Annotated in this window: 23 protein-coding genes and 1 pseudogene; 17 read left to right on the top strand and 7 right to left on the bottom strand. The window is 60.3% G+C overall.

The window, feature by feature from the left end:
* Positions 1-30 precede the first annotated feature (30 nt).
* The 5 genes from CI41S_RS18530 to CI41S_RS18510 are packed head-to-tail and all read left to right on the top strand — an operon-like array spanning position 31 to position 4,541.
* The gene (locus CI41S_RS18530; RefSeq protein ID WP_139860970.1) at positions 31-783 is read left to right on the top strand and encodes an ABC transporter ATP-binding protein; all 753 of its coding nucleotides are present in this window, start codon (positions 31-33) and stop codon (positions 781-783) included.
* On the top strand, positions 780-1,481 hold the full coding sequence (locus CI41S_RS18525) for an ABC transporter permease (RefSeq protein WP_139860969.1): 702 nt from the start codon (positions 780-782) through the stop codon (positions 1,479-1,481). Before CI41S_RS18530 ends, CI41S_RS18525 begins: the two co-directional genes overlap by 4 nt.
* Positions 1,478-2,971, top strand: a complete 1,494-nt coding sequence (locus CI41S_RS18520; protein WP_139860968.1) for a Gldg family protein — start codon at positions 1,478-1,480, stop codon at positions 2,969-2,971. The genes CI41S_RS18525 and CI41S_RS18520 overlap by 4 nt, the downstream gene beginning before the upstream one ends.
* Positions 2,968-3,489, top strand: coding sequence for a hypothetical protein (locus tag CI41S_RS18515; protein WP_139860967.1), 522 nt, complete (start codon positions 2,968-2,970; stop codon positions 3,487-3,489). The genes CI41S_RS18520 and CI41S_RS18515 overlap by 4 nt, the downstream gene beginning before the upstream one ends.
* Positions 3,486-4,541, top strand: a complete 1,056-nt coding sequence (locus CI41S_RS18510) for a HupE/UreJ family protein (RefSeq protein WP_139860966.1) — start codon at positions 3,486-3,488, stop codon at positions 4,539-4,541. The genes CI41S_RS18515 and CI41S_RS18510 overlap by 4 nt, the downstream gene beginning before the upstream one ends.
* A gap of 136 nt (positions 4,542-4,677) precedes the next feature.
* Here CI41S_RS18510 and CI41S_RS18505 read toward each other — a convergent pair whose 3' ends face one another.
* Positions 4,678-5,649 (bottom strand): LysR substrate-binding domain-containing protein, encoded by a 972-nt coding sequence (locus CI41S_RS18505; protein WP_139860965.1) that lies wholly within the window; start codon positions 5,647-5,649, stop codon positions 4,678-4,680.
* A gap of 110 nt (positions 5,650-5,759) precedes the next feature.
* Here CI41S_RS18505 and phnA point away from each other — a divergent pair, with 110 nt between their 5' ends.
* Positions 5,760-6,992 carry a phosphonoacetate hydrolase gene (gene phnA, locus CI41S_RS18500; protein ID WP_139860964.1) on the top strand — a complete coding sequence of 411 codons (1,233 nt, stop codon included), beginning with the start codon at positions 5,760-5,762 and terminating at the stop codon, positions 6,990-6,992.
* Positions 6,993-7,023: 31 nt separating this feature from the next.
* Positions 7,024-8,325, top strand: a complete 1,302-nt coding sequence (locus CI41S_RS18495) for an MFS transporter (RefSeq protein ID WP_139860963.1) — start codon at positions 7,024-7,026, stop codon at positions 8,323-8,325.
* Positions 8,326-8,513: 188 nt separating this feature from the next.
* Here CI41S_RS18495 and CI41S_RS18490 read toward each other — a convergent pair whose 3' ends face one another.
* Positions 8,514-9,311 (bottom strand): DeoR/GlpR family DNA-binding transcription regulator, encoded by a 798-nt coding sequence (locus CI41S_RS18490; protein ID WP_139860962.1) that lies wholly within the window; start codon positions 9,309-9,311, stop codon positions 8,514-8,516.
* A gap of 255 nt (positions 9,312-9,566) precedes the next feature.
* On the opposite strand from CI41S_RS18490, the gene CI41S_RS18485 reads away from it, so the two are divergent.
* From CI41S_RS18485 to CI41S_RS18460, 6 genes are all read left to right on the top strand, one after another.
* Positions 9,567-10,592, top strand: coding sequence for an ABC transporter ATP-binding protein (locus CI41S_RS18485; RefSeq protein ID WP_139860961.1), 1,026 nt, complete (start codon positions 9,567-9,569; stop codon positions 10,590-10,592).
* A gap of 66 nt (positions 10,593-10,658) precedes the next feature.
* On the top strand, positions 10,659-11,912 hold the full coding sequence (locus CI41S_RS18480) for an ABC transporter substrate-binding protein (RefSeq protein ID WP_244626583.1): 1,254 nt from the start codon (positions 10,659-10,661) through the stop codon (positions 11,910-11,912).
* 46 nt (positions 11,913-11,958) lie between these two features.
* On the top strand, positions 11,959-12,879 hold the full coding sequence (locus CI41S_RS18475; RefSeq protein WP_139861091.1) for a carbohydrate ABC transporter permease: 921 nt from the start codon (positions 11,959-11,961) through the stop codon (positions 12,877-12,879).
* Positions 12,876-13,685 (top strand): carbohydrate ABC transporter permease, encoded by an 810-nt coding sequence (locus tag CI41S_RS18470; RefSeq protein WP_139860959.1) that lies wholly within the window; start codon positions 12,876-12,878, stop codon positions 13,683-13,685. Before CI41S_RS18475 ends, CI41S_RS18470 begins: the two co-directional genes overlap by 4 nt.
* The gene (locus tag CI41S_RS18465; RefSeq protein ID WP_244626582.1) at positions 13,682-14,524 is read left to right on the top strand and encodes an endonuclease/exonuclease/phosphatase family protein; all 843 of its coding nucleotides are present in this window, start codon (positions 13,682-13,684) and stop codon (positions 14,522-14,524) included. Before CI41S_RS18470 ends, CI41S_RS18465 begins: the two co-directional genes overlap by 4 nt.
* A 1-nt stretch (position 14,525) precedes the next feature.
* On the top strand, positions 14,526-14,903 hold the full coding sequence (locus tag CI41S_RS18460) for an NUDIX hydrolase (protein ID WP_139861089.1): 378 nt from the start codon (positions 14,526-14,528) through the stop codon (positions 14,901-14,903).
* Positions 14,904-15,198: 295 nt separating this feature from the next.
* On the opposite strand, the gene CI41S_RS18450 is transcribed toward CI41S_RS18460, so the two are convergent.
* The 3 genes from CI41S_RS18450 to CI41S_RS18435 all read right to left on the bottom strand — a co-directional run bounded on the left by CI41S_RS18450 (position 15,199) and on the right by CI41S_RS18435 (position 18,273).
* Positions 15,199-15,549, bottom strand: coding sequence for a hypothetical protein (locus CI41S_RS18450; RefSeq protein ID WP_139860957.1), 351 nt, complete (start codon positions 15,547-15,549; stop codon positions 15,199-15,201).
* 984 nt (positions 15,550-16,533) lie between these two features.
* Entirely contained in the window at positions 16,534-16,797 is a 264-nt protein-coding gene (locus CI41S_RS18440) for a hypothetical protein (RefSeq protein WP_139860956.1), read from the bottom strand.
* A gap of 471 nt (positions 16,798-17,268) precedes the next feature.
* Entirely contained in the window at positions 17,269-18,273 is a 1,005-nt protein-coding gene (locus CI41S_RS18435) for a Bug family tripartite tricarboxylate transporter substrate binding protein (RefSeq protein ID WP_244626581.1), read from the bottom strand.
* A gap of 248 nt (positions 18,274-18,521) precedes the next feature.
* Here CI41S_RS18435 and CI41S_RS18430 point away from each other — a divergent pair.
* The 4 genes and pseudogenes from CI41S_RS18430 to CI41S_RS18415 all read left to right on the top strand — a co-directional run.
* Positions 18,522-18,884, top strand: a pseudogene (locus CI41S_RS18430) (transposase); the annotation flags it as partial.
* A 279-nt stretch (positions 18,885-19,163) separates the two neighbouring features.
* A complete protein-coding gene (locus CI41S_RS43540; RefSeq protein ID WP_172628094.1) occupies positions 19,164-19,436 on the top strand; it encodes a hypothetical protein in 273 nt (90 codons plus the stop codon).
* A gap of 458 nt (positions 19,437-19,894) precedes the next feature.
* Positions 19,895-20,725, top strand: a complete 831-nt coding sequence (locus CI41S_RS18420) for a helix-turn-helix transcriptional regulator (protein ID WP_139860955.1) — start codon at positions 19,895-19,897, stop codon at positions 20,723-20,725.
* A 103-nt stretch (positions 20,726-20,828) separates the two neighbouring features.
* Positions 20,829-21,746, top strand: a complete 918-nt coding sequence (locus CI41S_RS18415) for a glutathione S-transferase family protein (protein WP_139860954.1) — start codon at positions 20,829-20,831, stop codon at positions 21,744-21,746.
* A gap of 170 nt (positions 21,747-21,916) precedes the next feature.
* Here the strand turns inward: CI41S_RS18415 and CI41S_RS18410 are convergent, their stop codons facing one another.
* Together CI41S_RS18410 and CI41S_RS18405 are read right to left on the bottom strand one after the other, a co-directional pair.
* Positions 21,917-23,266 (bottom strand): NAD(P)/FAD-dependent oxidoreductase, encoded by a 1,350-nt coding sequence (locus CI41S_RS18410; RefSeq protein WP_139860953.1) that lies wholly within the window; start codon positions 23,264-23,266, stop codon positions 21,917-21,919.
* A 255-nt stretch (positions 23,267-23,521) separates the two neighbouring features.
* Positions 23,522-23,770: a DUF1127 domain-containing protein gene (locus CI41S_RS18405; RefSeq protein WP_139860952.1), complete on the bottom strand. Its 249-nt coding sequence runs from the start codon at positions 23,768-23,770 to the stop codon at positions 23,522-23,524.
* Positions 23,771-23,909: the final 139 nt, after the last annotated feature.

The raw sequence follows: 23,909 nt of genomic DNA, 5'->3' as shown, positions 1-23,909 counted from the left end.
GCGAAGGCACTTGCTTGTTCGGGACGCTGCATGACCATCTCGGCAATGTACGCGGCGCCTAGTGATGCGTTGATCCAGAGGGATCACGCCCCAGCGATCTCCGCGTCCAATGTGAGCAAGCGCTACGGGCCGGTATCGGCGCTGGAGGGGCTCACGCTCGACGTTCACGCCGGGGAAGTCTTTGGCTTGCTGGGTCCGAACGGCTCCGGCAAGACCACGTTTATGCGGCTGCTTGCGGGCTATCTCCTGCCATCGGCGGGCCGCTTGATGGTCGCAGGCCACGATGTCGTCGGCGATTCAATCGCGGTGCGGCGGCACATCGGCTATGTGCCGGAAGCAGCGCCGCTGTACCGGCAGATGCGGGTGGGAGAATTCCTGGCCTTCATGGCACGGCTGCGCGGCGTGCCCGAGCGGGACGTCAAAGGCGCCGTCGAACGCATCGTTGATCGGCTTGCGCTGTCCGCTGTTGCCGACAAGCCGACACGGGCCTTGTCCAAGGGCTATCGGCAGCGGACTGCGCTCGCCCAGGCGTTGGTCCACGATCCGGACATCCTTATACTTGACGAGCCTACCAATGGACTTGATCCACGCCAGATCATTGAGATGCGGCAGCTGATCCGCTCGCTGGCCGGGCGCCACACGGTGCTGATAAGCTCCCACATTCTCAGCGAAGTCGAGAAGACCTGTGACCGGGTAGCGGTACTGCTCAACGGGCGCCTCCTGGGCGTCCGCGCAATGGCAGATACTCCCGACCTCGAAGCCTGGTTCCTGTCGCTCACATGAGAACGCTGCGCATTCTCTTTGCCAAGGAGCTCAACTCGACGCTGACGTCGCCGATTGGCTACACGGTGGCCGCGGTTTTCCTGCTCGTGCTCGGCTATACATTCAGCCTGACGCTGTTTGCGACCAAGGTCGCCAACCTCCAATACATCTTTCACCAGATGTATGTGCTGTCGATCCTGCTGGTGCCGGTGCTGACCATGCGCAGCTTTGCCGAGGAGCGGCGGTCGGAGACGCTCGAGCTGCTCTTAACTGCGCCGGTGGGGGAACATTCGATCGTCCTGGCCAAATATGCGGCCACGCTGACACTCGTGCTCGGCATCTTTGCGCTCTCGCTCGTATATGCGGTGATCCTCGATTGTTACGGCGAGCCCGACTGGGGACAAATCCATGCTGGCTATCTGGCGCTCGCGTTGCATGCCTCGCTCCTGGTTGCGGTCGGCCTGCTGATGTCAAGCATCACCGAAAACCAGGTCGTCGCGGCGGCGCTGTCGATCGGTATCTTCCTGATGCTCTGGTTTGCCGATTCCGTGTCCTATCTGCTATCGCCGCCGTTCGACAGCCTCGCCCTCAACCTGTCCCTGATCGGTCATTTCAAGCCGATGGTGTCAGGCTCGGTGTTCGTCTCGGACATCGGCTACTTCATCACCGCAAGCATGCTCGCGCTGTTCTTGACCACCTGGAGGCTTGCACAGCGATGATGCAGGCATCCGAGGCAATCAATATCGTCTGGTTTTTAGGCGTGATTGCCGCGCTTGCGCTATTGTTTGTGGCGGGCCTAAAGCTGCCGGTGCGGCTCGGCTATGCCAGCCGTGCTGTCTCCGCTGCCCTGGTGGGCGCCGTCGCCGTCGCCGTCGTGATCCTCGCCAACGTGGCGCTGTTCCGTCACGACGCGCATCTCGATTTCACGCGCGAGAAGGCCTTTACGCCCTCTGCGGAAGCCGGTGAGGTGGTGCGCGGGCTCGCCGAACCGATCGACATTGCCTATTTCTATCAGAAGCAGAATCCCGGCGCGGTCGCCCTTGGCGCTATGCTGCGGCAGCTCGAACGGGATAACGGGAATTTCCGTGTCCGCCTGATCGACGCCGACCAGAACCCCGCGCTCGCCTCCAGCTTCGGCGTGCGTACCTACAATTCGGCCGTGTTGCGGTCGGGCGAACGCCGCATCGAAGTCGTGACGACAGATGATCGCGAGATCGCGCTCGGCGTGCTGCGTCTGTTGCGCAGACGCGAGGTCGTGATCTGCTTTGCCGCCGGAAACGGCGAATACGACATCGACAATTTCGAATTCCATACCCATTTCGAAGGTGCTCACAGCCATAGCCACGACGCTTCGGGTTCGGCGGTCGTGCAGATGGAGCAGCACGGGATCGGCCGGTTACGACGTGCGATCGAGAAGCTCGGCGTTGCCGCGCGCAAGATCTCCTTTGCAACCGGCCAGCCGATCCCGGACGATTGCGGCGTTGTGGTCGAAGCCAATCCGCGCACCCGCTATTCTCCCGGCCAGACCGAGCTGATGCGCCGCTATCTAGAGCGGGGCGGCTCTGCGATGTTTCTGATCGAGCCCGACTATGAGCTTGATGACAGCCTTGCCGCGCTGCTCGCTACTTCCGGCATCAAGGTTGGCAATGGCGTGATCGTCGATCCCAAGGAGCACTATTTCACTGACGAACAGATGATTGCCGTGTCACATTATGGTGTCCATCCGATCACGCGCGGCCTGACACTGTCGTTCTATCCGGGGGCCCGCCCACTCGAAATGGTACCGACGGCCGGCCTCAAGCTGACGCCACTGGCGGTCAGCAGCTCCGAGGCTTACGTCATCGCCGACCGCTTGGGTAACGATTCGACTGCGGTGTCCACACTACGCGCATCGAGGATTATCGCTGTCGCCGTCGAAGGCCAATTGAACGAAACGGCCTCCTCGATATTCCGCATGGTCGTGGCTGGTGACGCCGATTTCGCCTCCAACTCATTCTTCCCGTATCTGGCCAACTCGGACGTTGTGCTCGCCGCACTCGCCTGGCTTACGCATGACGAGCGAGCGCCGACCATGAAGCCGCCCGTGGAAGTGTTGCCGACCGTCTCGCTGACGGGCGAGCAGATGCGCGGCATCTTCATCGTCACTGTTCTATTGATGCCGGGGCTGATCGCTTTCGCCGGTGGCGCGATGTGGTGGTTGCGGCGATGAACCGGTTGATCTGGAGCGCTGCTGCTCTGGGCGCCATCGTCTTTCTGGCGGCACTCGCATTAACTGGCGGTCGCGGCGGTCCGGGGTTGCAGCCGTTTGTGCCGAAAGGCCTGATGATGATCCGGCTTGAGGATGTTCGCGAGGTCGAATTGGAAACACGCGAGGGGCGCTGGCATTTTGTCCGCGCGGAGGATGGCTGGCATGCGGCGGCGGGGGAGACGACGGCCGGATTCGCGGCGCGGCTTGACGGCGCGCTCAGATTGCTGCGCAATTCGGGACCGGAGCGTGTACTGAGCTCGACCGAGACTGCAGGCGTCGACCCCGCGCAATTTGGATTGGATCCGCCCCGGCTACGCGTCGTAGTCAACGGCAGTGGTGCTTCGTCCTTCGTCATCTCTTTCGGCGCGACCAATGTCCTCGGACTGTCGCACTATGCCAGGCGCGAGGGAAGCGGCGAGATTGCGATGCTGCCCGGTTTCGTCGCCGAGGAGTGGGAGCGGGTGGGGAAGATGCCGTGAGCGCGCGTTTTGCACTATGGACTGCATTCTGGCTTGCAATCGCCTGCTGCGCCGACGTCTTGGCCCACGTGACCACCACCGGATTGGTCCGCATCGAGTTGTCCGGTGACCGTCTCTTTTATGCGCTCTCTGTCGCGTTGCCCGAAATACCGCAGGCGTCGGCTTCCATGCTGAACGCCGCCGCCAATCGCGATCGCTCAGCGGCCGAAGCGGTAGCCGAAGCGGCGCGCAGGAGCGTCACGATCGACCTTGGCGGCGCGCGCTGCCGCGCAGGACGCGTGCGCATCGGTGGCGGCGGTGCAAACGAGACCCGCGCGACAATCGAGATCGGCTTCACTTGCGACCCTGGGCATGGCCGCCTCACGGTTACAGAAGACTGGGGCGGTTTTCTTGGCGAACATTATCAGAGCCTCGGCAACATCCACATGTCGAACGGCGAGCGGCAGGTGGTCTTCGGTGAGACATCACGAACGGCGGCCATCGACATTGACCGTCCCGTCGCGCCCGGCTGGTTGGATTTTGTGAAGCTCGGCGTCGAGCATATTCTCACCGGCTACGATCATTTGCTCTTTCTTCTCGCGCTACTCGCGATCGCGCGCGGCTTCTGGTCGGTGGTGAAGATCGTAACCGCCTTCACGCTCGCCCACAGCGTGACGCTCACGCTGGCAGCGCTCGGTTTTGTCAGGTTCCCCGAACGCATCATTGAGCCGCTTATAGCCGCGACCATCATTTGGGTTGCGCTGGAAAACTTGTTGGTGGCCGCGCCGGATCGGCGGCGATGGATGTGGAGCTTTGGGTTCGGCCTCGTGCATGGACTTGCGTTTGCGTCTGCCCTTGGCGAGCTCGAACTGAAGGGCGCAGCTTTGCTCCGCGCATTGGTCGGATTCAACGCAGGTGTCGAGATCGGCCAGCTTGTCTTCGTGGTGATCGCGCTTCCGCTACTGACGCTGATGTCGCAAGGGCGGGCTGCGCAGCTGACGCCGCGCATCGCCTCCATCGCCGCCGCGGCGATCGGCACATATTGGTTGCTTGAGCGAGTTCTTGTTGGTTGAACCTAGTGGCTGGTTGCCGGTCGCCCTGTTTAAGGCTTTCGCTTCCAGATCGAATCGGGCGAGCACTGGTTCATCGAGCTCGGTCGTGGGGCCACTTGCTGGCATCAGTGCATTAGCTGTAGTCCAGAACAGATGTTCAGGATCTCTTGCGCTTGGGCTTCGACGTTGCCGAGAGCGAACGTCTCCCATGGCTCCGCGTCGCGGACCCGTCGGTACCCTGCGCTGTCGCCTCCTGAACGAGCCAATCCCTGAAGCTCCGTGTGGCGGGATCAATGTTACTGGCAGCGCAATAACAGAAGTAGGATTCGCCCGAGAATTTTAGTTCCGGAAACGGGCTTGCCAGGTCAAGTCTCGCGATCGCCTCTTGAAGAACATTCTGTGGCGCCACCAGTGATCCAAGGCCATCCTTAACCGCCTGTATTGCCACGAACAGGTGGTCAAAACGGTGCCCGCCTGCCACGAACGCGTCGCTGACTCCCGCACGCTTGAGCCACGCCGGCCAGTCATGCGGACGAGTCATCGACTCGATCAGATGATGGCTCTTGACGTCGGCGGCCTTTACGAGCGGTTTGCAGGCCAGTAATTTCGGTGATGTTAACACCGCCATATCCTCGCGGAACAACAGCACGCGTTCGTTGAGGCGCGAAGGCGTCGCCACCGCTTCTCCGCGAGTGACCACAAGATCGTGCGCCGAGAAATTCGGCGACTGTCCGGTCATGCGGGTTGAAACCCATACGTCGGTCCGAGGGTTCTGCGCGCGATAATGGTTCACGCGCGGCAAAAGCCAGTACATCGCGAAGGTCGCCGGCGCCTCCACGGTGATCGTTCGACGTTCACGCTGGCGCTGCACATATGCGCAGGCGCCAGCTATATCCTCCAGCGCGCGTCCGACCTCACGCGAGAGAGCAACGCCAAAGGGCGTCAGAACCAGTCGCCGTCCCTCGAGACTAAAGAGCGCCTGTCCCAACCAGCGTTCGAGCAGCTTGATCTGCTTGCTGACCGCGCTGTGGGTGACGCCCAGAGCGTCGGCAGCGGTGCCGATGCCGTCGGACTCCGCGACGACGGCGAATGTCCGCAGCGACACGAGAGGCAGGTCGCGGAGCTTCATGGAATAAAAGTTACATTAAGTAGCGAATTAGTCAATTTTGCTTCCGCTCGACGTTCCCTAAGTTCGGCTCCGAGTTGCTATCAGCCCCCCGGCTGGAACACGGAGCCATCATGATCGAAGTCAACGGGCGAGCCTACGGCAAGCCGAAGCGTCCAACCGTGGTGATCTGCCTCGACGGATGCGACCCGCGCTATCTCAATTTCAGCAATGCGAAGCAGGTCTTCCCGAATATTTCGCGGATGATGCAAATCGGGTTCGCAGCCCTCGCCGACGCGGCGATGCCAACCTTCACCAACCCGAACAATGTCTCGATCGTAACCGGCGCGCCTCCGGCGGTTCATGGCATCTCCGGAAACTATTATCTCGATCGAAAGACCGGCAAGGAAATCATGATCGTCGATGCAACGCCGATGCGTGCAACGACAATCCTCGCCGGGATGTCGCGCGCCGGGGTTCGCGTTGCCGCAGTGACCGCCAAGGACAAGCTTCGCAAGATGCTCGGCCATCGGATGGAGAGCGGAATTTGCTTCTCATCCGAGAAGGGCGGAAGCGCGACCATGGCAGAGAACGGCATCCAGGATGTCGAAGCGCTGGTGGGGCGGCCGGCACCGAATATGTACAGCCCCGACCTGTCACTTTTTGTCCTCGATGCGGGCATCAAGCTTCTCGAGCAGAGGCGAGCCGAGCTCCTCTATCTTTCACTGTCCGATTTGGTTCAACATGCGCATGGTCCGGGTGAGCCGGAGGCGGATGCCTTTCATCACGCAGTCGACCGGAAGGTGGGCCGCATTGCGGAACTCGGCGCCGTCGTCGGACTGATTGCGGATCACGGGATGAACGACAAGGCGAACGACGATGGGACACCGCGCGTGGTTTTCCTCGAAGAAGAACTGAACCGACGCCTCGGCTCGCAGGCGGTCCGCGTCATTTGTCCGATCACCGATCCATTCGTGAAGCATCACGGCGCACTTGGCTCCTTTGTTCGCGTCTACCTGCGTCAGGAGCTTGATCTCGCCGAAGTCATGGAGGCCGCGGCCGCCATTCCGGGCGTGGCGCTCGTCCTCGACGGGCCGAGCGCCGCGAGCCGCTATGAAATGCCACTCGACCGCGAGGGGGATTTCGTCGCAATCGGGGACACTCACACAACCATCGGCTCGACCAGAGCCGAGCACGATCTCAGCGGGCTCGATGGGCATCGCCTTCGGTCACATGGCGGATTGAGCGAGCAGATCGTGCCCTTCATCCTCTCGCATCCGTTGAACGATACCTATCGAAAGCTCGCTCAGATCAAACGCATACGCAACTTCGATATTTTTGAGTTTGCACTGAACGGCACGAACTAAACCAAGAACAGAAAAATGCGGGAGGATACTTATGCTCGATTCAGGGCAGGCCGCGGCACGGGCGTTCGCAACCGAAACGGCCGCGACGCAGATGTATCGGCGCTACAAATGGACGGCGCTGCTTGGCGTCTCGTTTTGCTACCTCTTCTATTACCTGGGACGCCAGACCTTCGGGTTTGCCATCCCCGGCATTCAGAAGGAACTCGGGCTATCCAAGGAAATGCTCGGCTGGGTCAGCGCGTCGATGCTGTGGGCATATGCGCTTGGCCAGTCGATCAACGGCAATCTCGGCGACAAATGGGGCGGACGCGTCATGATGCTTGCTGGCGCGGTGCTGTCGTTCTCGGCGAATTGGGCGACGAGTCTGTCACATGGATTCATCGCCCTGCTGCTGGCGTGGGGCCTGAACGGGTATTTCCAGGCCATGGGATTCGCCCCGGGCAGCAGGCTGCTTTCCAATTGGTGGGGACACCAACATCGCGGCTTTGTCTATTCGTTCTATGTCGGAATGTCGGGATTTTCTTCGGTTCTCGCCTACTTCATTCCGATCGTCATTCTTGGCTCGCTTGGGCTGGACTGGCGCTGGATTTTCCGGCTGTCCGTGTTCCTGATGCTGTTCGGTGGCGTCACCTCGTTCCTGGTCGTGCGCGAGCGTCCCGAGGATCTCGGCCTCCGAGGGCCTGCCGATGAGAAATCGCCCGAAGAGACGAAAGTCGCCGGCGACGTCGACACAAAGACGAGCGGAGCGCGGTATCGCGCCGTTCTCTCGAACTGGCGGCTCTACGCGACTGGTCTGTCGATCGGATTTCAGAACGCTGCGAGATACGCCTTGCTGGTCTGGGTCCCTGTCCACTTTCTCGGACCGAACTGGAAATCAGCTTCGACGATCATCGATCCGGTCTGGATCACGGTTGCGCTGCCGGTCGGGATGGCGCTAGGTGCATCGACGAACAGCTGGATATCGGACATTCTGTTCAGGTCGCGACGTTATCTGGCAATCATCTGGTACATGGTGCTGGCAGCAACCATCGCGCTCGCGATGGAGTTCGTGCCCCACGGCAGCCTGATCGGCATTGCAGGATTGTTCCTCTGCGGCTTTTTTGTGTTTGGTCCGGCGTCATCGTTCTGGGCGCTGTGTCCTGACATCTTTGGCCGGCGATTGGCGGGCACCGCGACAGGCGTCCTCAATTTCATTTCCTACGCCTGCGCGGGAATTGGCGAACCTCTCATCGGACGCTTCATGGATCACACCGGTAACACGGCAATCATCTTTCCGGTCGTCGCATGCCTGTGCGCGGTCAGCGCGCTTTCTGCACTCCTCATCAGGAGATAGCGCAATGTTGATTAGGCCGACCGCCCTGCGATCCCCGCTCGGTCCGCTATCTGCCCCATTCTCAAATTCATAGCTCTGAAGGGAACGATCGTAGGCAAGCACCGATGAGCAAAAGTCGCGATAAGCTCGCTTCAGTTCTGTACGAATGGTTGCGTGCCGCCAACTACCTTGCCTTCGTCCAGCTTGCATCAATTGCCGGCCGCATTAAGCGTGCCCGTGTCCTTCGCTGTGTGGATTAGACCACCATATCTGTCGGCGATCGGCCGAAACGCCGCCGGCAACTGATCATTGATAACGAGATGATGGCAGTCGTTGAGATGGCCGCCTCGAACGGTAGCATTGCGCCCAAACTTGGTGATGTCCGCCACGAGTACAATCGTTCGCGAATTAGCCGCTATGGATTGCCGAGCCTTGACTTCATCGACATGGAAATCGAGCAGCGTGCCATCCAGATCAACCCCGCCGACGCCGAATATCCCGAAATCGGCACGGAAACCCGAGAAAAACCGAGCTGCGGCTTCGCCGATGATATCGCGGTCGAGGGTGCGGAGCGTACCGCCCGCGATCGTAATTTCCACGTCAGGATTGAGCGCAAACGCCGCGGCGACGTTCAGGCTGTTGGTAATCACTCGGAGATCATTGCGGCGGGAGAGTGCCTGCGCGACATATTCGGGCGTCGTGCCGAGCCCGATCATCAGCGACGCGCCATCGGGGATAAGTTTCGCGGTTGCATGCGCGATGCATCGTTTGGCGTCGGCGTTCAATCCCTGCCTGCTACCATAGGCGAGGTTCTGGTTCTGGACGGGCAGGCTGACACCACCATGGATCCGCCGCAGCAGCCCCTGGTCGCAAAGTGCATTCACGACGCGGCGAATAGTCTGCTGGGTCACGTCGAACCGTGTCGCAAGGTGCTCGATCGAGGCGAAACCTTCGCCTCGCACAATTTCGAGAATGTGGGCCTGACGTTCGGCGGGGGTGCTGAGCATTGGCTCTCCGTGTCCTCCAAAAGTATCATTCGAACATCCCCGGAGCAAATTTCTATTTCATATGCTGTCACACTATGTTCATATGAACCAAAATAGCCGCTACGCCGAGTGAATGTTGCGTGGTCACGGGGGAGGGACACGGATGGATCGCTCTGCGTGTCATGACCGACCTTGCGCTGCTCCGTGGGGGCAGGACGCAACGCGTTTGCGCGACGACATCTTGCGCAGACCGCAGCCATCGAAAGCGAAGTGGCCATGTCGGCGATCACAATGAGCCACGTCTCCAAGTGCTGGGGACCGATGCGGGCCGTCGATGACGTGAGCCTGACGGCGGACGAGGGCTCGCTGCTGGTGCTGCTCGGCCCTTCCGGATGCGGAAAATCGACCACGCTCCGCCTGATCGCGGGCCTTGAGGAGGCCGATGCCGGCAGGATCACGATCGGCGGCGCCGACGTGACGCATCTTGGCCCGGCTCAACGGAAGATCTCGATGGTCTTCCAGTCCTACGCGCTATTTCCACACTTGAGCGTCGCTGAGAACATCGTGTTCGGCCTACGGGTGCGGCGCGTCTCGCGTGTAGAGCGGGACGAACGGCTCAAGCGCGTCGCCGACATCGTCGGTCTCAGCCATTTGCTCGAACGCAAGCCGTCGCAATTGTCCGGCGGTCAGCGCCAGCGCGTCGCGCTTGGACGGGCGATCATTGCGGAAGCGCGGGTCTGCCTCATGGACGAGCCACTCTCGAACCTCGACGCCAAGTTGCGCCACGAGATGCGGACCGAGATCCGCGCGCTGCAGCAGCGGCTCGGCATGACCATGGTCTACGTGACCCATGATCAGACCGAAGCCATGACGATGGCCGACCGTGTCGTTCTGATGCGCGACGGCCGCATCGAGCAGAACGGTACGCCGGAAGAGCTCTATAATCGGCCGGCCACCGCCTTCACCGCGCGCTTCGTCGGTACGCCGCCGATGAATCTGGTGCGCCAGGGCGATCGGCTCATCGGTGTGCGGCCCGAGCACATCCGCATCGTCTCGGGCGCCGACCATGTTGTGCGCGTCAAGGCCGTCGAACATCTTGGCGCCGACAGCATTGTGCTGTGCGAGTTCGACGGACAATCCATCTCGGTCCGGCTTGACGGCTTCAGCAAGGCTCACCCGGGCGAGGATATCACGATCGCCTGGGAAGCGCGGCACGAACATTGGTTCAACCCCACCTCGGAAGCCCGGTTGGAAAACGAAAACGCGATCAAGGCGGACCGGTTGGCTTCATTGGGCCAATAGCAGCGGCGTGACAACGGCCGGAGGATAACGAAGGAGACTAGGATGTTTGCTCGACGAACAATCTTGATGGCAATGGCATTTGCCGTCCTGTCCATGGGCGCCACCCGTCCGGCGGCTGCAGTGGATCTGACCATGTACTATCCGGTCGCGGTCGGCGGTCCGGTCACGAAGATCGTCGACGACATGGTCTCACGTTTCGAGAAGGACAATCCCGACATCAAGGTCACCGCGGTCTATGCCGGCAACTACACGGATACAATGACCAAGGCGATGACCGCTATGAAGGGCGGCCAACCGCCGCAACTGTCAGTTCTGCTGTCGACCGACGTGTTCACGCTGATGGATGAAAACGCCATCGTCCCGTTCGACGATCTCGTGGCTGACAAGGCGTGGTTCAAGGAATTCTATCCGGCATTCATGGCCAATGGCCGGATCGACGGCAAGACCTGGAGCATTCCGTTCCAGCGCTCGACTATCGTGCTTTACTGGAACAAGGAGGCCTTCAAGGAGGCCAGTCTTGACCCGGAGAAAGCGCCGGCGTCCTGGGACGAAATGACTGAAATGTCGAAGAAGCTGATCAAGAAGGACAGCTCCGGCAACACCGTCCGTTGGGGTGTGGAAATTCCCACTACCGGTTATGGCTACTGGATGCTGCAGGCATTGGCAATCGAGAACGGCCAGAAGATGATGAACGAGGCCGGTACAGAGGTTTATCTGACCGCGTCGAAGACGGTTGGTGCGCTCGACTATTGGGTCGACCTGTCGCGCAAGCACAATGTTATGCCGGCAGGTAGCATCGACTGGGCCACGCTGCGCACCGACTTCCTTGAAGGCAAGACGGCGATGATGTGGCACACGACCGGAAATCTCACGGCGGTGAAGGACGGCGCGAAATTCCCGCTCGGCGTTGCCATGCTGCCGGCCAAGGAGCGGCGAGGATCTCCGACCGGCGGCGGCAGCTTCTATGTTTTCAAGAGCGCGTCACCCGAACAGCAAAAGGCTGCGGTCAAGTTCATTCAGTGGATGACGGCGCCGGAACGCGCAGCGGAATGGAGCATGAAGACCGGCTACGTCGCTGTCTCGCCTGCCGCTTACAAGACCAAGGCGATGGAGGAGTACGCCAAGGGCTTCCCGCAGGCGATCGTTGCCCGCGATCAGCTCGAGCATGCTGTGCCGGAGCTCTCGGTCCATGAGAACGGCCGTATCTACAAGTTCGTTAACGATGCGGTGCAGGCCGCCGTTACCGGCACGCAAAAGCCGCAGGAGGCGCTGGCTGCTGCGCAAGCGCAATCCGATCGCGTGCTGCGTGCCTCGAAGTAAGGAAAACGGCGGGGGGTGGTGCGCCGCCATCCCGCTTTCCTCGGGGATGACCGACACCGCAGCCTCATTGCCAACTCCTGAACGCCGCGCCGGATCGCAGGCGTGGTGGAATGCTGTGAACGCGTGGCTGCTGCTGTTGCCCGCGGCGGTGCTGCTGGTCGCATTCACCCATTACCCGATCTTGGCGACGATCCGGCGCTCGCTGTTCATCACCAAACGGAACGGCGCGGAGATGTTTGTCGGCCTCGACAGCTATCAGGCGATGGCGGCCGACCCGATCTTCTGGAAGGCGCTCATCAACAATTTCTGGTTCGCGCTGGGCACCATCCCGACCTCGATTGCATTCGCGCTTGTCATGGCGATCTGGGTCAATCGTAATATGCGCGGCCGCGGTTTCGTGCGCCTTGCCTATTTTACGCCGACGGTGTTGCCGATGATCGCTGTCGCCAACATTTGGCTGTTCTTCTACACACCGGACTACGGTCTGCTTGATCAGCTGCGCGGAGTGTTCGGGCTCGGCGGCTGGAATTGGCTCGGCGATCCCTCGACGGTGATGGGCTGCCTGATCGTCATGGTGATCTGGAAGGAGGCCGGCTTCTTCATGATCTTCTACCTCGCAGCTCTCCAGCAGCTGTCGCCCGATCTCGACGAGGCAGCGGCGATCGAAGGCGCCAGCCGCTGGTACACCTTTCGCCGCATCACGTTCCCGCTGCTGATGCCGACTACGCTGTTCGTGGCGATCAATGCGGTTATTAACTCGTTCAAGCTGGTCGACCATCTCGTCATCATGACCAAGGGCGGGCCGAACAACGCCAGTACGTTGCTGCTTTACTACATCTATGAAGTCGCTTTCGCGTTCCAGGACTCGTCCTACGCGGCGACGCTGACAGTCGTGCTTTTGCTGCTTTTGAGCGCTGTCGCACTGGTCAAATTCGGCTATCTCGATCGAAGGATCCACTATCAATGAGGGGCCGGACGCATCCAGTCGAAGCGGTAGCGGCATGGCTTCTGGCTCTGGTCTGGCTCGCGCCGCTCGCCTATGCGTTCTGGAGCGCGCTGCATCCGGCCGCCTATGCGACATCATTCAGCCCGTCCGCGCCGTGGACTTTGGAGAACTTTGTCCGCGCCTGGAAGCAAGCGCCATTCGCCCGCTATTACCTCAACACGATCGTCCTGGTGACATTTGTCTTGGTCGGGCAGCTTATTCTGTCGACGCTTGCGGCTTACGCTTTCGCGCGCTTCAAGTTCAGGGGCAGCGGCATCGCCTTCGCGTTAGTGTTGCTGCAGTTGATGATCATGCCTGACGTTCTGATCGTCGAGAACTACCGTGCCATTGCCAAACTTGGATTGCTGGACACCATCCCCGCGATCGCGCTGCCCTATCTCGCCAGCGCCTTCGGCATCTTTCTCTTACGGCAGACGTTCAAGGGTGTCCCGCAGGAGCTAGTCGAGGCTGCCCGGGTCGAGGGCGCGGGGCCGCTCGGAATTTTATGGCGGGTTTACGTCCCGCTGGCGCGTTCGACCTATATAGCCTTCAGCCTCGTCTCCGTCAGTTACCACTGGAACAACTTTCTTTGGCCGTTGATCGTCACCAATTCGGTCGAGGCGCGGCCGCTCACGGTTGGCCTTGCGGTGTTCGGTGCGCCTGAGACTGGGGTGGACTGGTCGGTGATCACGGCGGCAACGGTGATGACCATGGCGCCCCTCCTGATCGCGTTCCTTCTCTTCCAGCGACAGTTCGTCCAATCCTTCATGCGTGCAGGTATCCGATGATGCGTCTCCTCACCTGGAACATTCAGTGCGGCAAGGGCTGCGACGGCGTGACCGATCTCGCGCGGATTGTCGCCGTCGCAAGAGAAACGATGGATGCGGACGTTTTCTGCTTCCAGGAGGTAAGCTCGAACTTCTCCAAGTACGACGGCGGTGGCGATCAGAGCGGAGCCTTGGCTGAGCTGCTGCCGGGCTACATGCCGATATTCAGGCCGGCGATCGAAACCGTCGATCGGGACGGCGCATTGCATCGCTTCGGTAACATGACCCTTTCGCGCCTGCCGGTCGTGCAGATCAACAACCATATCCTGCCCTGGCCGGGCGCCGGCAGCGTGCGTAGCATGCGGCGTAGCGCGGTAGAGGTGACGGTCATGGCGGCCTTCGGTGCGGTTCGCGTCGTCAATACACATCTCGAATATCATTCGGTCACTCAGCGCGAGGCGCAGATCACGCGCCTGCTGGACTTGCAGGAAGATGCCTCGAGCAGTCCCAAGGTCCCCACCACAAATCCCGACGAGGCGTACGAAAGTCAGACGGTCGCCGCCTCGAGCCTGATGTGTGGCGACTTCAACTTCGACGTGAGCGATCCCCAGCACGCGCTGATCGATCGGTCGAGCCGGCCGGGCCTGAACTATCGCGACGCATGGACTGCCGGGCAGCCGGGTCGACCGCGCTCACCGACCTGCGGAATCTACGATCACGTACAGTGGACCGACGGCCCGGACTGCCGCGACTTTATCTTCGCGACGGAGGATTTGACCAGTCGCGTTCAGCGTATTGACGTCAACGGCAAGACTGATGCATCCGATCATCAACCGGTTCTGGTTGAATTGGCTGACTGACATGACGAAGGCGTCAAAATTGGTCGCAGCAAAGAAGGGACGGATCCTGCTCGTCAGGCGACGGCGCGACAAGCTCTGGATGTTTCCCGGCGGCCGCAAGCGGGGAGGGGAGAGCGATAGAAAATGCCTTCAGCGCGAAATCCGCGAGGAGTTACCCAAGCTCAAGCTTGGCGCGGTAACTCTGTGGAAAGAGGTCAAGGGCAAGAACCGGAAAACTGGTCGAAGGATGAGCGACTCGATCTTCGTAGCGAAGAAGGCCTCAGGTCGTTTGAAGATCGGCGACAAGAAGGAAATTGACAAGGTTGCCTGGCGAAAGCTGCGCGGGATCAGGCTGACGGCGACCTCACGCTACATTCGGAACAAGCTGTTCCCGAAATAGATCACATGCGTTGCACAGAGTTGCCCGACGCTCGCGTAGCATCTCCAGTAGCTCCATCACGCGCTGGTGGTTGAGCGTGGTCATTTCGAGCGTTCTCAGGTCGGCGGCCTTAGGCCGGGCGACATCAGCCACTCTGTCAAATTAGCGGTGACCTCGTGTTGCCGCGCCTTCCTCAGTAGGGCTTCCCTTTGTGCGCATGGAGGAAGCACTCTTACTTCCTCGTGCAGGCTTTTCGCCTCGTGCTCGAGCCGTGCTTCCAATGATTGAGTTTGCCTATGACGACGCCGCCGCTTTTTCATGGCGCTGCTCCCGGCTGGGCGGGAGCGATTTCGACATTGGCTTTGTCGTCGTGGCTGAAGTAGCTCGTCCGGCCGCCGTCCCACCTCACTTTCACCTGGCCGTTGACCTCGACGACGATGCCAAGCTCATCGTGGTTTTTGCAGGAAACGCGCTGGCCGATGTGCCAGGCGCTGCGGTCGGCAGGCGTGTCCTTGATCGCGGCATCGATCGCTTTCCTGGCCCGATGCGCCGCGTTCTGACGGCTAAAGCCCTGACCGCTTTTAGAGGTGCCATTAAGCTCGAATTGCCAACGCCCGCCATTCGGAATGGATTGCAGAATGCCGAGGACAATGCCTCGATATTCCATCGAGTCACGCTCCCTTTCAACGCGGGCGGGAGCGCACTTGGTCTCTCAGCCACCGACGCCAACGGACTGAGCCTTGGCCGGTGGTGTCGAGACAATTGATCGTGTCATTTGAAGGTTGCAAAGAATTTGGAACCGAGATGATAGTCTGGCAGTAAAGCTGACGTGACTTCGCCCGATGCCCGGAGATTGTATCAGGGGTTGGCTTGCTGAATCCAAACGAAGAGGCCTCAGCAACCCTTGGAGGTCCGGGAGGCGATTGCTGAGGCCGCATGGCCAATCCCGCGTCAGTCGAGATTGGTCAACTTGATCGCACACCAGATCTGGAGAAGAGACAAGCGCTAACCGGAGCGCGGCGTCGCGATGTCGGAAAACAGTGGCAACATTACCACTTGGCCACGCGCCCTGGCCGGCCGAGGTCAGCCACTCGGTCAAATGAGCTGCGGTTTCGTCCTCCCGCGCCCTTGTCAGCAGTGCGTCTCGCTCGCGACATGGGGGAAGCTGTTTGGCCTGCTGGCTAGCTCTTGGGCTTCTCTGGCAAGGCATTCTTCAAGGGGGAAAATCTGTTTAACCCGGCGTCGTCGCTTCATGACTCCTCTCTCCAAAGCTGACGTTGCTGCCACAAAAACGGAATCAAAAAGCACAACGAAGCCAAGAGTTCCATGGCTTGTTCCGTGGGGGCAGGAGAAGGGCGGGAAGGCTCTTCGTCGCGAGCGGCGCTCCAGAGGGAGCGCTCGTGATTGGGACGGCTTCGGCGTCCCGCCTAGCCCGGAAGATACGCCGCCAGCCGTCCTGGTTGCGAAATTGGCGGAGCCCGTAACACAACGCCGACCGCTTAAATAACTTGCGGTCGGCGCCGGTTCCAGGAAGGGAACGCAAAATCCTGGCGGACATTAAGACATTAATACGTGTGAGGTGCGGCGAAGGTTCACGGCCTTGGGCGCGGGAAAATTAGGTACTCCGAAGGAGTGTGCCGCGGATGAGGCTCTAGGCGAACAGGTCCTTACCGGCGTGCAGCATTCTCACGAACGTTCCACTCTCGTGATACTCGAGCCAGCCCTGATCTTTTGCGTACTGCAGGCCAGCCCAATATTCGGCCGGCGTCGCTTTGTCCTGGCAGATCATTGGATAGTTGATCTTCTCGATATAGATCCTGCCGTCCTGGACAGGCTCGAATGCCCGAGCGTGCTCCATGAGCCTCCGGGCGGCTCTCTCGGGGTCGGAGTAGGGGCGCTCGTCCTTCATCTTCATCGTCGGATTCCATCGCGCTTCTGCGCAGCGTATATGTGCGGGGTGTGGATCTGGTTATCGGCCGGCCGGTGGCTATCAAACGCCGCGCCGCAGCGACAGCGCATCAGCGACGACGGTTGTTGAGAAGGCAGCTTTTCGCCGGGCGCCCACATCGCCTGCTTGCGCTCCGTCCAATCGCGTTGGTCTCGCCAAGCTTGGAAGTGCGGCAGCAGCAATGCCCATTCCGCCTCGAACGCCGCGCGTGCCTGGTTGAACGTTCCGGCCGGTCCGCCGGTCGATCGGTCGCATCCCGGGTGGAAACTGGCCGCACATCATCGGACATTGGCGGAGGAGGTCGAGTGGACCATAGGCGCACTAAAACGGGTGGCCCGCATGACGAAAATCTATGACACTGAAGCTGATTTATCCGGGGTTCTCCGGATAGGCCGATAAAGAGTTCCTTAAAGTGGCCCTGCGATCGTTGCAGAGGCCTCAATCCGTTTTGATGTTTGCGGTTCGGATCACCTTGCTCCACTTGTCGATCTCAGAGACTATGAGCTTGCTGAAATCGCTTGGTGATCCGGGGAATACTTCCGCGCCAAGCTCGGCGAAACGTGCCTGCAGTTTTGGATCAGCTAGTCCTGCATTGATCTCTTTGTTGAGCGCCTGAACGATTGCCGTCGAGGTGTCGCGCGGCGCAACCACCCCATACCACGTGACCGCGTCGTACTCAGATATGACCTCGCTAATGGAAGGCACGTCCGGTAACGTCCGAAACCGATTGGCACTTGATACGCCGAGTGCGCGCAGTTGCCCGCCTCGGACATATTCAATCCCTGCAGGCGCAGGAATAAACACCGCCTGCACTTGCCCGCCGATAGCGTCGGTAATCGCGGGGCCGCCGCCTTTATAAGGCACGTGGACAAGATCGACCGCGGCCAACATCTTGAAGAGTTCAGCTGCCACATGGAGCGTACTGCCACGCCCGGCCGATCCGTAGTTGATCTTGCCCGGATTGGCTTTCGCGAAGGCGATGAACTCTGGCAGTGTATTTGCAGGTACTGATGGATGGACTACGAGAATGAACGGCACGCGCGCGACCGTTGCCACTGGAGCGGCATCCCGAACGAAATTGAAAGTGAGCTTTTCGTACAGGGTTGCATTAATGGTAGGAGACGCATCCACCATCAAGAGCGTATAGCCGTCAGGACCAGCTCTGAGGGCGGCCTCCGTTCCAATGTTGCCGTTGGCCCCCGCTCGGTTCTCAATAACGAATTGCTGGCCTAGCCGTTCGGAAAGCCACTGGCCGATCAGGCGGGCCGAGATGTCTGTGGTCCCGGCAGGAGCAAACGGCACGATCATTCGCACGGGCCGTACTGGGTATGCTTGAGCCCTAGCTTTCGGGACGAAAGCCGACACCATCAAGGTGCTGAAGCCTAGGCGCAGAGCAATTCGACGAGAGAACGTCATAGCGACCTCCCGGTCGGCGAGATGCATTCTAGCCCTCGACTAGGTTAGCAAATGGTCCGACCGGCGAGAATGGCTTGCGTCGCTTTCGGTATTCTGAGCCGGGTCTCTATCGCGTGAAAATCAGTTGGTCTGCTTCTGGCCCGAGCCGAGGGAGCCCGCTTCCAGGGGCGGAGGGGACCTAGGGCAAGGCCGGGCTCAATGTCAGCTCCTGACCTTGGCTGTGTGAAAACGCCGTGCCGCTGTTATGATTCTCTCGTGATTCTACGGGGGAATTAATGAAGCGCTTCGTTGCGGGGGCAGATCGGAGGCAGTCGACGTTACTGCCCGAATGCCTCGACGATTTCATTGATGAGGGTAACCCTGTTCGGATGATCGACGTGTTTGTCGACACGCTCGACTTGGCTGAGATGAGCTTCGAAGGGGTGGAACCGGCAGCGACCGGTCGGCCGTCATACCATCCCTCGGCTCTCCTGAAGTTCTATATCTACGGCTATCTGAACCGGGTGCAGTCGAACCGGCGGCTTGAACGAGAGGCTGGGCGCAATGTCGAGGTCATGTGGCTGCTGGGCCGGCTCGCCCCGGATCACAAGACGATCGCGGACTTCCGCAAAGACAATGGCCTGGCGCTACGCAGGGTAGCCTCTGCGCTCCAGGCTCAGAATCGACCCCTTTAACGTCGTTTTTACACGGCCAAGACCCAGAGCTGACCTCAGGACCTTTGCACCATTGCAACCAACCTCGGCTGGTTTGGTGCTGGTCGCACCAAAAATCCGGGAACTCCAAGCTATCGGGCGAGTTACAGAACCGCCGAGAGGACTGAACGATGAGCGGCAATCTAGTCGAGTTCGCAGCAGCACGCGGATTTCTGTTCGTCGCGCTCATCCTCTATTCGGCAGTACTTGAATAGAGAGGCGACAATGAAAGCACCCCTACTTCTTGCTGGCGCACTAATCATTGGATGCGCCGCCCCAGCACTGGCTGATGAGTACTACGTCGTACAAGGACCCAGCCGTAGCTGCACGATTACCACCACGCGCCCGGCGGACAAGGAAGTCGTGACGCAGATCGGTCCAATGGCCTTCAAGAGCCGCGTGGAAGCTGAAGACCGCATCAAACAGACCAAAGTCTGCGACGAAGGCACTGTTGGTAGCACTAGTGGCACCAGCACGACCGTTATCAAAGAGAAGTAATCGACGGCCTCATTCCTGTTCGAATTCTGCGATGCCGAGAAAGGTCGCGCCCATTCTGTCGGCGCGACTTTTTTGTTTGCAGACTACCTTGTTTGAGCCCGTTTTTCATTTGATCTGCTCCGCAGGGGTGCTGGAAAGGTGGATTGAGTGTCGCCTCTTGGCCCTTTTCGGAAGTGCCGCGCTGGCTATCGAAAGTCCGGTGTCGGGAAGTGAAGCGGACGTTACGGGTGCGCGTTCCGACTTCCGAGTTTGACCCTCAACGGACATTCTATTGGCATCTGTTGACTGCAGGGGCTCGGTGCCCGAGTGCGAGCCGGGGCGCTGTCGACATTTGAACGCAGGTTTGAACTTAGCAGGATTTGCTATGTTCACTTTGGAACAATAGGAACAAGCGGTCTGCCCCTCGGGTTGGGCCAAGGTGGGGACGAGCTCGACGCGGCCGGGTAGGCAATTCAACAATGGCTGAAATCAACTCCCACCTACTTTTGGCGACTGACACCGTAGCGGTGTGGGACGTTTTGTGCTCAGGCACGTGCAAGCACAAAAGCGCCGAGGAATGCGTCAGCACAACACATCTCGTGTTTCCTTACCGCGGCGTCTACGTGCATCATACAGGTCAGGTCGAGACAGTCGTGGAAGCGAATCAGGTGGTGTTCTTTAATGAAAGTGAACCCTATCGAATTAGCCATCCTCTTGAAGGCGGCGATGCAAGTCTATCGATCGGAATCGATGAGGCGACGCTGTTGGAGCTGGCGCCTGCCGACTTTCTCCATACCAAAGATCGAATCCTTTTCAACCGGCCTCGCATGCGTATCGATGCGCGCGCGCAGTTGCTCGCAGCACTTGGGCGTCATCGTCTTGCCCGCGGAATGACTGAGACTCTTGAAGCTGAGGATTTGATCCTTTCGCTGGTAAGCCGCGCCCTCGGGAAGCGCACATCGTACGCCGCATCCGGCAGCATAGGGCGGCAAAAACTGGTGGACCGCGCCAAACTTGTGCTTTCTTCAGATCTTGGACGCCGATGGACTTTGGCTGAGATTGGCAGCGCCGTCGGCGTCTCGCCGGTCTATCTCACTCAGGTGTTCCGGCAAGTCGAGCGTCTGCCGCTTTATCGTTATCAACTCCAATTGCGGCTCGCCCGGGCGCTTGACCTACTTGATGCTTGTTCAGATTTGACGGGCTTGGCGCTCGACCTCGGTTTTTCAAGCTACAGCCATTTCAGTACCGCATTTAAGCAGGCTTACGGCCTTACTCCCTTGGCGTTTCAACACTCCTCTCGACTTTCCTGAAGTTGGCCGCCGCCGAGCGTAAGATCGCTAAAGATTATGGTAGAGCCGGTGATGTGAGCGGGATATCCAGCGGAACGATCATCCCAAAACGAGGGCCGTCTCGATGACCGATATCATCCTGCATCACTACGAGACCTCTCCCTATTCGGAGAAAGTTCGGCTCGGTCTTGGTCTGAAGGGCTTGGCCTGGGGATCGGTGGAAATCCCCGTCATCATGCCAAAACCCGACCTGACGGCGCTGACCGGAGGCTACCGCAAGACGCCCGTGTTGCAGATCGGCGCAGACATCTATTGCGATAGCCAGTTGATCATGCGCGAACTCGAGCGCCGGCATCCTACCCCGAGCTTTTATCCCGCCGGCCACGGCGCGGCCGATGCGCTTGCCTGGTGGGCCGAGAAGACAACGTTCAGCCCGGCTGCGAGCATCGCGTTCGCGAAGAGACCCGACGCGTTGCCCAAGGGATTTCTCGAAGACCGGGCCAAATTCTCCGGCCGAAATATCGATCCCGCCGCGATGAAGGCGGCAGTACCAAACTCGCTCGATCAGTTGCGCGCGCATTTCGATTGGCTGAATCAGATGCTGACTGACGGGCGCTCATTCCTGCAGGGCTCTGCCCCTAGCCTTGCCGATCTCGCCGCCTACCATCCGGTTTGGTTCTTGCAACAAAAATTCGGACCACTGGCGGCGCCGCTCGACGGTTTTCCGAGCCTGCTGAGTTGGACCGAGCGCATTGCCGCAATCGGCCACGGCAGGCGGAGCCCAATGACCTCGAAAAAAGCGCTCGATGCGGCGAGGGACGCTACGCCGATCGCCAGCGTAATCCCCGATCCACGAGATCCAATCGGCCGGAAACCTGGTCAGACAGTGACCGTCACGCCGGATGACACCGGACGCGACCCGGTCGTCGGCGAGTTGGTCGCCTCGGGCGTCCATGAGATCGTCATCCGACGCAGCGATCCCGCGGTCGGGGAGGTCTGTGTGCATTTCCCACGCGCCGGTTTTGTCGCGATGTCGGCCTGACTTGCCGATTGAGCGCCGACGCAATTCGAACTCGGTGTCAATCTCAAGACGGCGAAAGCACTCGGTCTCGCACTTTCTCGAGCGTGATCGCCCGCGCTGACGAGGTGATCGAATAACCGACTGACTTCCGGTTATGCCCGGTGGCGACCTGGCAGCCGGGCGCCTGACGATCACGCCTCGGCCATCTCCGCGAGTACGCGCTGCACCAGGGTGGGATCGCGATAGACGCTGCGTGGCTTCAACAGCTGCTGGACTTCAAGAGTGAGCCTGTGGACCGCCGGATCTTTTGCGGCCAGCCGGATGAGGGCGTCGCCGAATTTGAGCGTGGTCTCAAAATCCGCCGGACGTTGCCCCCGCGTATTGGGGAACGCGAAGTCGAGCATGGCCACCGACCACGGCGTCTCGAGCAAAGTCGGCACCTCGGCAAAAAAAGCCGGCGCTAGCCTACCGATTGGATCGCTGTCTTCCCCAAGCCTCTCAAGAAGTTCCCGTAGCAGGCGTGCCTCGAGCGCGGCCACGCTCATGCCTTGGCCGAAGGCGGGATTGAAGCGGCAGATTGCGTCCCCAATCGGCAGAAGACCGCGGGGAAAAAAATCGAGTCGCTCGAAATGGCGCCACGCGCTCTCCGGAAAACCATAGCGCGCGACCCCATCCAGAGGCTCGGCCTGTCTGATCGCATTGTAGATGGTCGGCGTCCGAAGGGACTGGGCGAAGGCCAAAAATCCGTCGGCATCGCCGGGCGGCACGTCACCGTGGCGCCCGGAGATGGTTGCCATCCATCGGTTGGCCTCAAGCGGCAACATGATGCCTCCCCGACGCTCGTGGGGCGCCTGGGCGACGGTTATGACGCCCTTCCAGTCGGTCGAAGCGTCGGCCGGGATGGCGAAGATGCATGTGGCATACGCCAAATCGATGCCGATGGTGGTTTCCTCGGGCGGCGGACAACCCATCGATTGCAAGAGGGCGAGAGTAGGCGCCCCGCGTCCGGAAGCGTCGACCACGAGATCGGCCCCAATCGTCTCGTTCGCACCGTTGCCGTTGTCGCAGCCCACGCCTGTAACCACTCCTCCATTTGGCGATCCCAACACTTCCGTGACCCGGCAGCGCTGCCGCAGCATGATGTTGGCGCGGCTTTCTACCCGCTGTCGCACGGCGTGCTCGATCATCGGCCGTGACGACGCGTAACTGACCCACCCAAGGTCGCGCTGCGGGAAGGGATCGTAGCCCCGGCGCTCGAAGCGAATATCGAGACCGGCCCTGAGCGGCACGGCTCCCGCCCGCGCGAGATCCTGCTCGAACCCGGGGAACAGATTGCTGAGGGCGCGCTGGCCGCCGAACAGCAGTGCATGGCTGTGTCGCGCCTGTGGCGTCCCGGCGCGATGCGCGGGCTCCGAGGGCAGGATGTCGCGCTCGAGAACAACGACCTGTCCGAAGTGGTCGGCGAGAGCCCCCGCGGCCGAAAGCCCAGCCATGCCCGCGCCGATCACGACGGCCCGCTTGCCGATCAGAGTTGACGCCATCGCTACCTCCGAGCTTCGTGCTCCGCATCGACGGACGGGGTCATGGGACCGCACATTACCAAGCGCCAACCACAATCAATGTAGTGAGGATCAGGGCGCCGACGCAGATGATGCTCACGGGGACAACACACCACTGGAACGTATTCATCCGTTGCCTCCCGGAGCGGTCTATTCGTTGACCAACATTATCCGACGGGTCGATTGGAGATTGTGAGCCAGGTTAACAGGGCCTGTGCTTTTATCGGCAATCAGCGATCATTGAGCGCCAGGCCCAACAGCGCCTCTTGGCTCGAGAGTACGGTTCGACGCAACATAGTCGACCTCGCCGCGCGAGATGCCGATATCATGGAGCTGTCTGTCATTCAGGTCAGACAAGGCGGAGCGCAATTTCTGGCGATCGCGCCGTTCCTGAAAGGCATCCCAATATTTCCAAATCAGGTTAGAGGCGTACCGTGTCGATGCAGACGTCCTTTCCAGCCAGGTCGTGCTGTAGGTCGTGCTCATTGCGGTGTCTCCTCGAACGGTGTTTTCCACCCGAGCAGGGTGCCAGGAGATCGGCGGGCGCGCTTGACCGGCAGCTTACATTTTCCTCACCGGCAGCTTATTCTTGCGATTTCCAGCGGGGCCAAAGCGTGGTGACTGG

Source organism: Bradyrhizobium ivorense, assembly GCF_900696085.1.
Taxonomy (GTDB): Bacteria; Pseudomonadota; Alphaproteobacteria; order Rhizobiales; family Xanthobacteraceae; genus Bradyrhizobium; species Bradyrhizobium ivorense.
Note: the sequence above shows the minus strand (reverse complement) of the source record. Positions and strands in the feature narration are given on the sequence as shown.

Excerpts from the sequence above, each read along its gene's own strand:
- CI41S_RS18495 (WP_139860963.1), top strand. The coding sequence starts at position 7,024 with ATGCTCGATTCAGGGCAGGCCGCGGCACGGGCGTTCGCAACCGAAACG.
- CI41S_RS18490 (WP_139860962.1), bottom strand. The coding sequence starts at position 9,311 with ATGCTCAGCACCCCCGCCGAACGTCAGGCCCACATTCTCGAAATTGTG.
- CI41S_RS18485 (WP_139860961.1), top strand. The coding sequence starts at position 9,567 with ATGTCGGCGATCACAATGAGCCACGTCTCCAAGTGCTGGGGACCGATG.
- CI41S_RS18440 (WP_139860956.1), bottom strand. The coding sequence starts at position 16,797 with ATGAAGATGAAGGACGAGCGCCCCTACTCCGACCCCGAGAGAGCCGCC.
- phnA (WP_139860964.1), top strand. The coding sequence starts at position 5,760 with ATGATCGAAGTCAACGGGCGAGCCTACGGCAAGCCGAAGCGTCCAACC.
- CI41S_RS18415 (WP_139860954.1), top strand. The coding sequence starts at position 20,829 with ATGACCGATATCATCCTGCATCACTACGAGACCTCTCCCTATTCGGAG.
- CI41S_RS18420 (WP_139860955.1), top strand. The coding sequence starts at position 19,895 with ATGGCTGAAATCAACTCCCACCTACTTTTGGCGACTGACACCGTAGCG.
- CI41S_RS18460 (WP_139861089.1), top strand. The coding sequence starts at position 14,526 with ATGACGAAGGCGTCAAAATTGGTCGCAGCAAAGAAGGGACGGATCCTG.
- CI41S_RS18480 (WP_244626583.1), top strand. The coding sequence starts at position 10,659 with ATGGCAATGGCATTTGCCGTCCTGTCCATGGGCGCCACCCGTCCGGCG.
- CI41S_RS18520 (WP_139860968.1), top strand. The coding sequence starts at position 1,478 with ATGATGCAGGCATCCGAGGCAATCAATATCGTCTGGTTTTTAGGCGTG.
- CI41S_RS18525 (WP_139860969.1), top strand. The coding sequence starts at position 780 with ATGAGAACGCTGCGCATTCTCTTTGCCAAGGAGCTCAACTCGACGCTG.
- CI41S_RS18410 (WP_139860953.1), bottom strand. The coding sequence starts at position 23,266 with ATGGCGTCAACTCTGATCGGCAAGCGGGCCGTCGTGATCGGCGCGGGC.
- CI41S_RS18450 (WP_139860957.1), bottom strand. The coding sequence starts at position 15,549 with ATGGAATATCGAGGCATTGTCCTCGGCATTCTGCAATCCATTCCGAAT.
- CI41S_RS18405 (WP_139860952.1), bottom strand. The coding sequence starts at position 23,770 with ATGAGCACGACCTACAGCACGACCTGGCTGGAAAGGACGTCTGCATCG.
- CI41S_RS18475 (WP_139861091.1), top strand. The coding sequence starts at position 11,959 with ATGACCGACACCGCAGCCTCATTGCCAACTCCTGAACGCCGCGCCGGA.
- CI41S_RS18515 (WP_139860967.1), top strand. The coding sequence starts at position 2,968 with ATGAACCGGTTGATCTGGAGCGCTGCTGCTCTGGGCGCCATCGTCTTT.
- CI41S_RS18530 (WP_139860970.1), top strand. The coding sequence starts at position 31 with ATGACCATCTCGGCAATGTACGCGGCGCCTAGTGATGCGTTGATCCAG.
- CI41S_RS18470 (WP_139860959.1), top strand. The coding sequence starts at position 12,876 with ATGAGGGGCCGGACGCATCCAGTCGAAGCGGTAGCGGCATGGCTTCTG.
- CI41S_RS43540 (WP_172628094.1), top strand. The coding sequence starts at position 19,164 with ATGAAAGCACCCCTACTTCTTGCTGGCGCACTAATCATTGGATGCGCC.
- CI41S_RS18435 (WP_244626581.1), bottom strand. The coding sequence starts at position 18,273 with ATGCATCTCGCCGACCGGGAGGTCGCTATGACGTTCTCTCGTCGAATT.
- CI41S_RS18505 (WP_139860965.1), bottom strand. The coding sequence starts at position 5,649 with ATGAAGCTCCGCGACCTGCCTCTCGTGTCGCTGCGGACATTCGCCGTC.
- CI41S_RS18465 (WP_244626582.1), top strand. The coding sequence starts at position 13,682 with ATGATGCGTCTCCTCACCTGGAACATTCAGTGCGGCAAGGGCTGCGAC.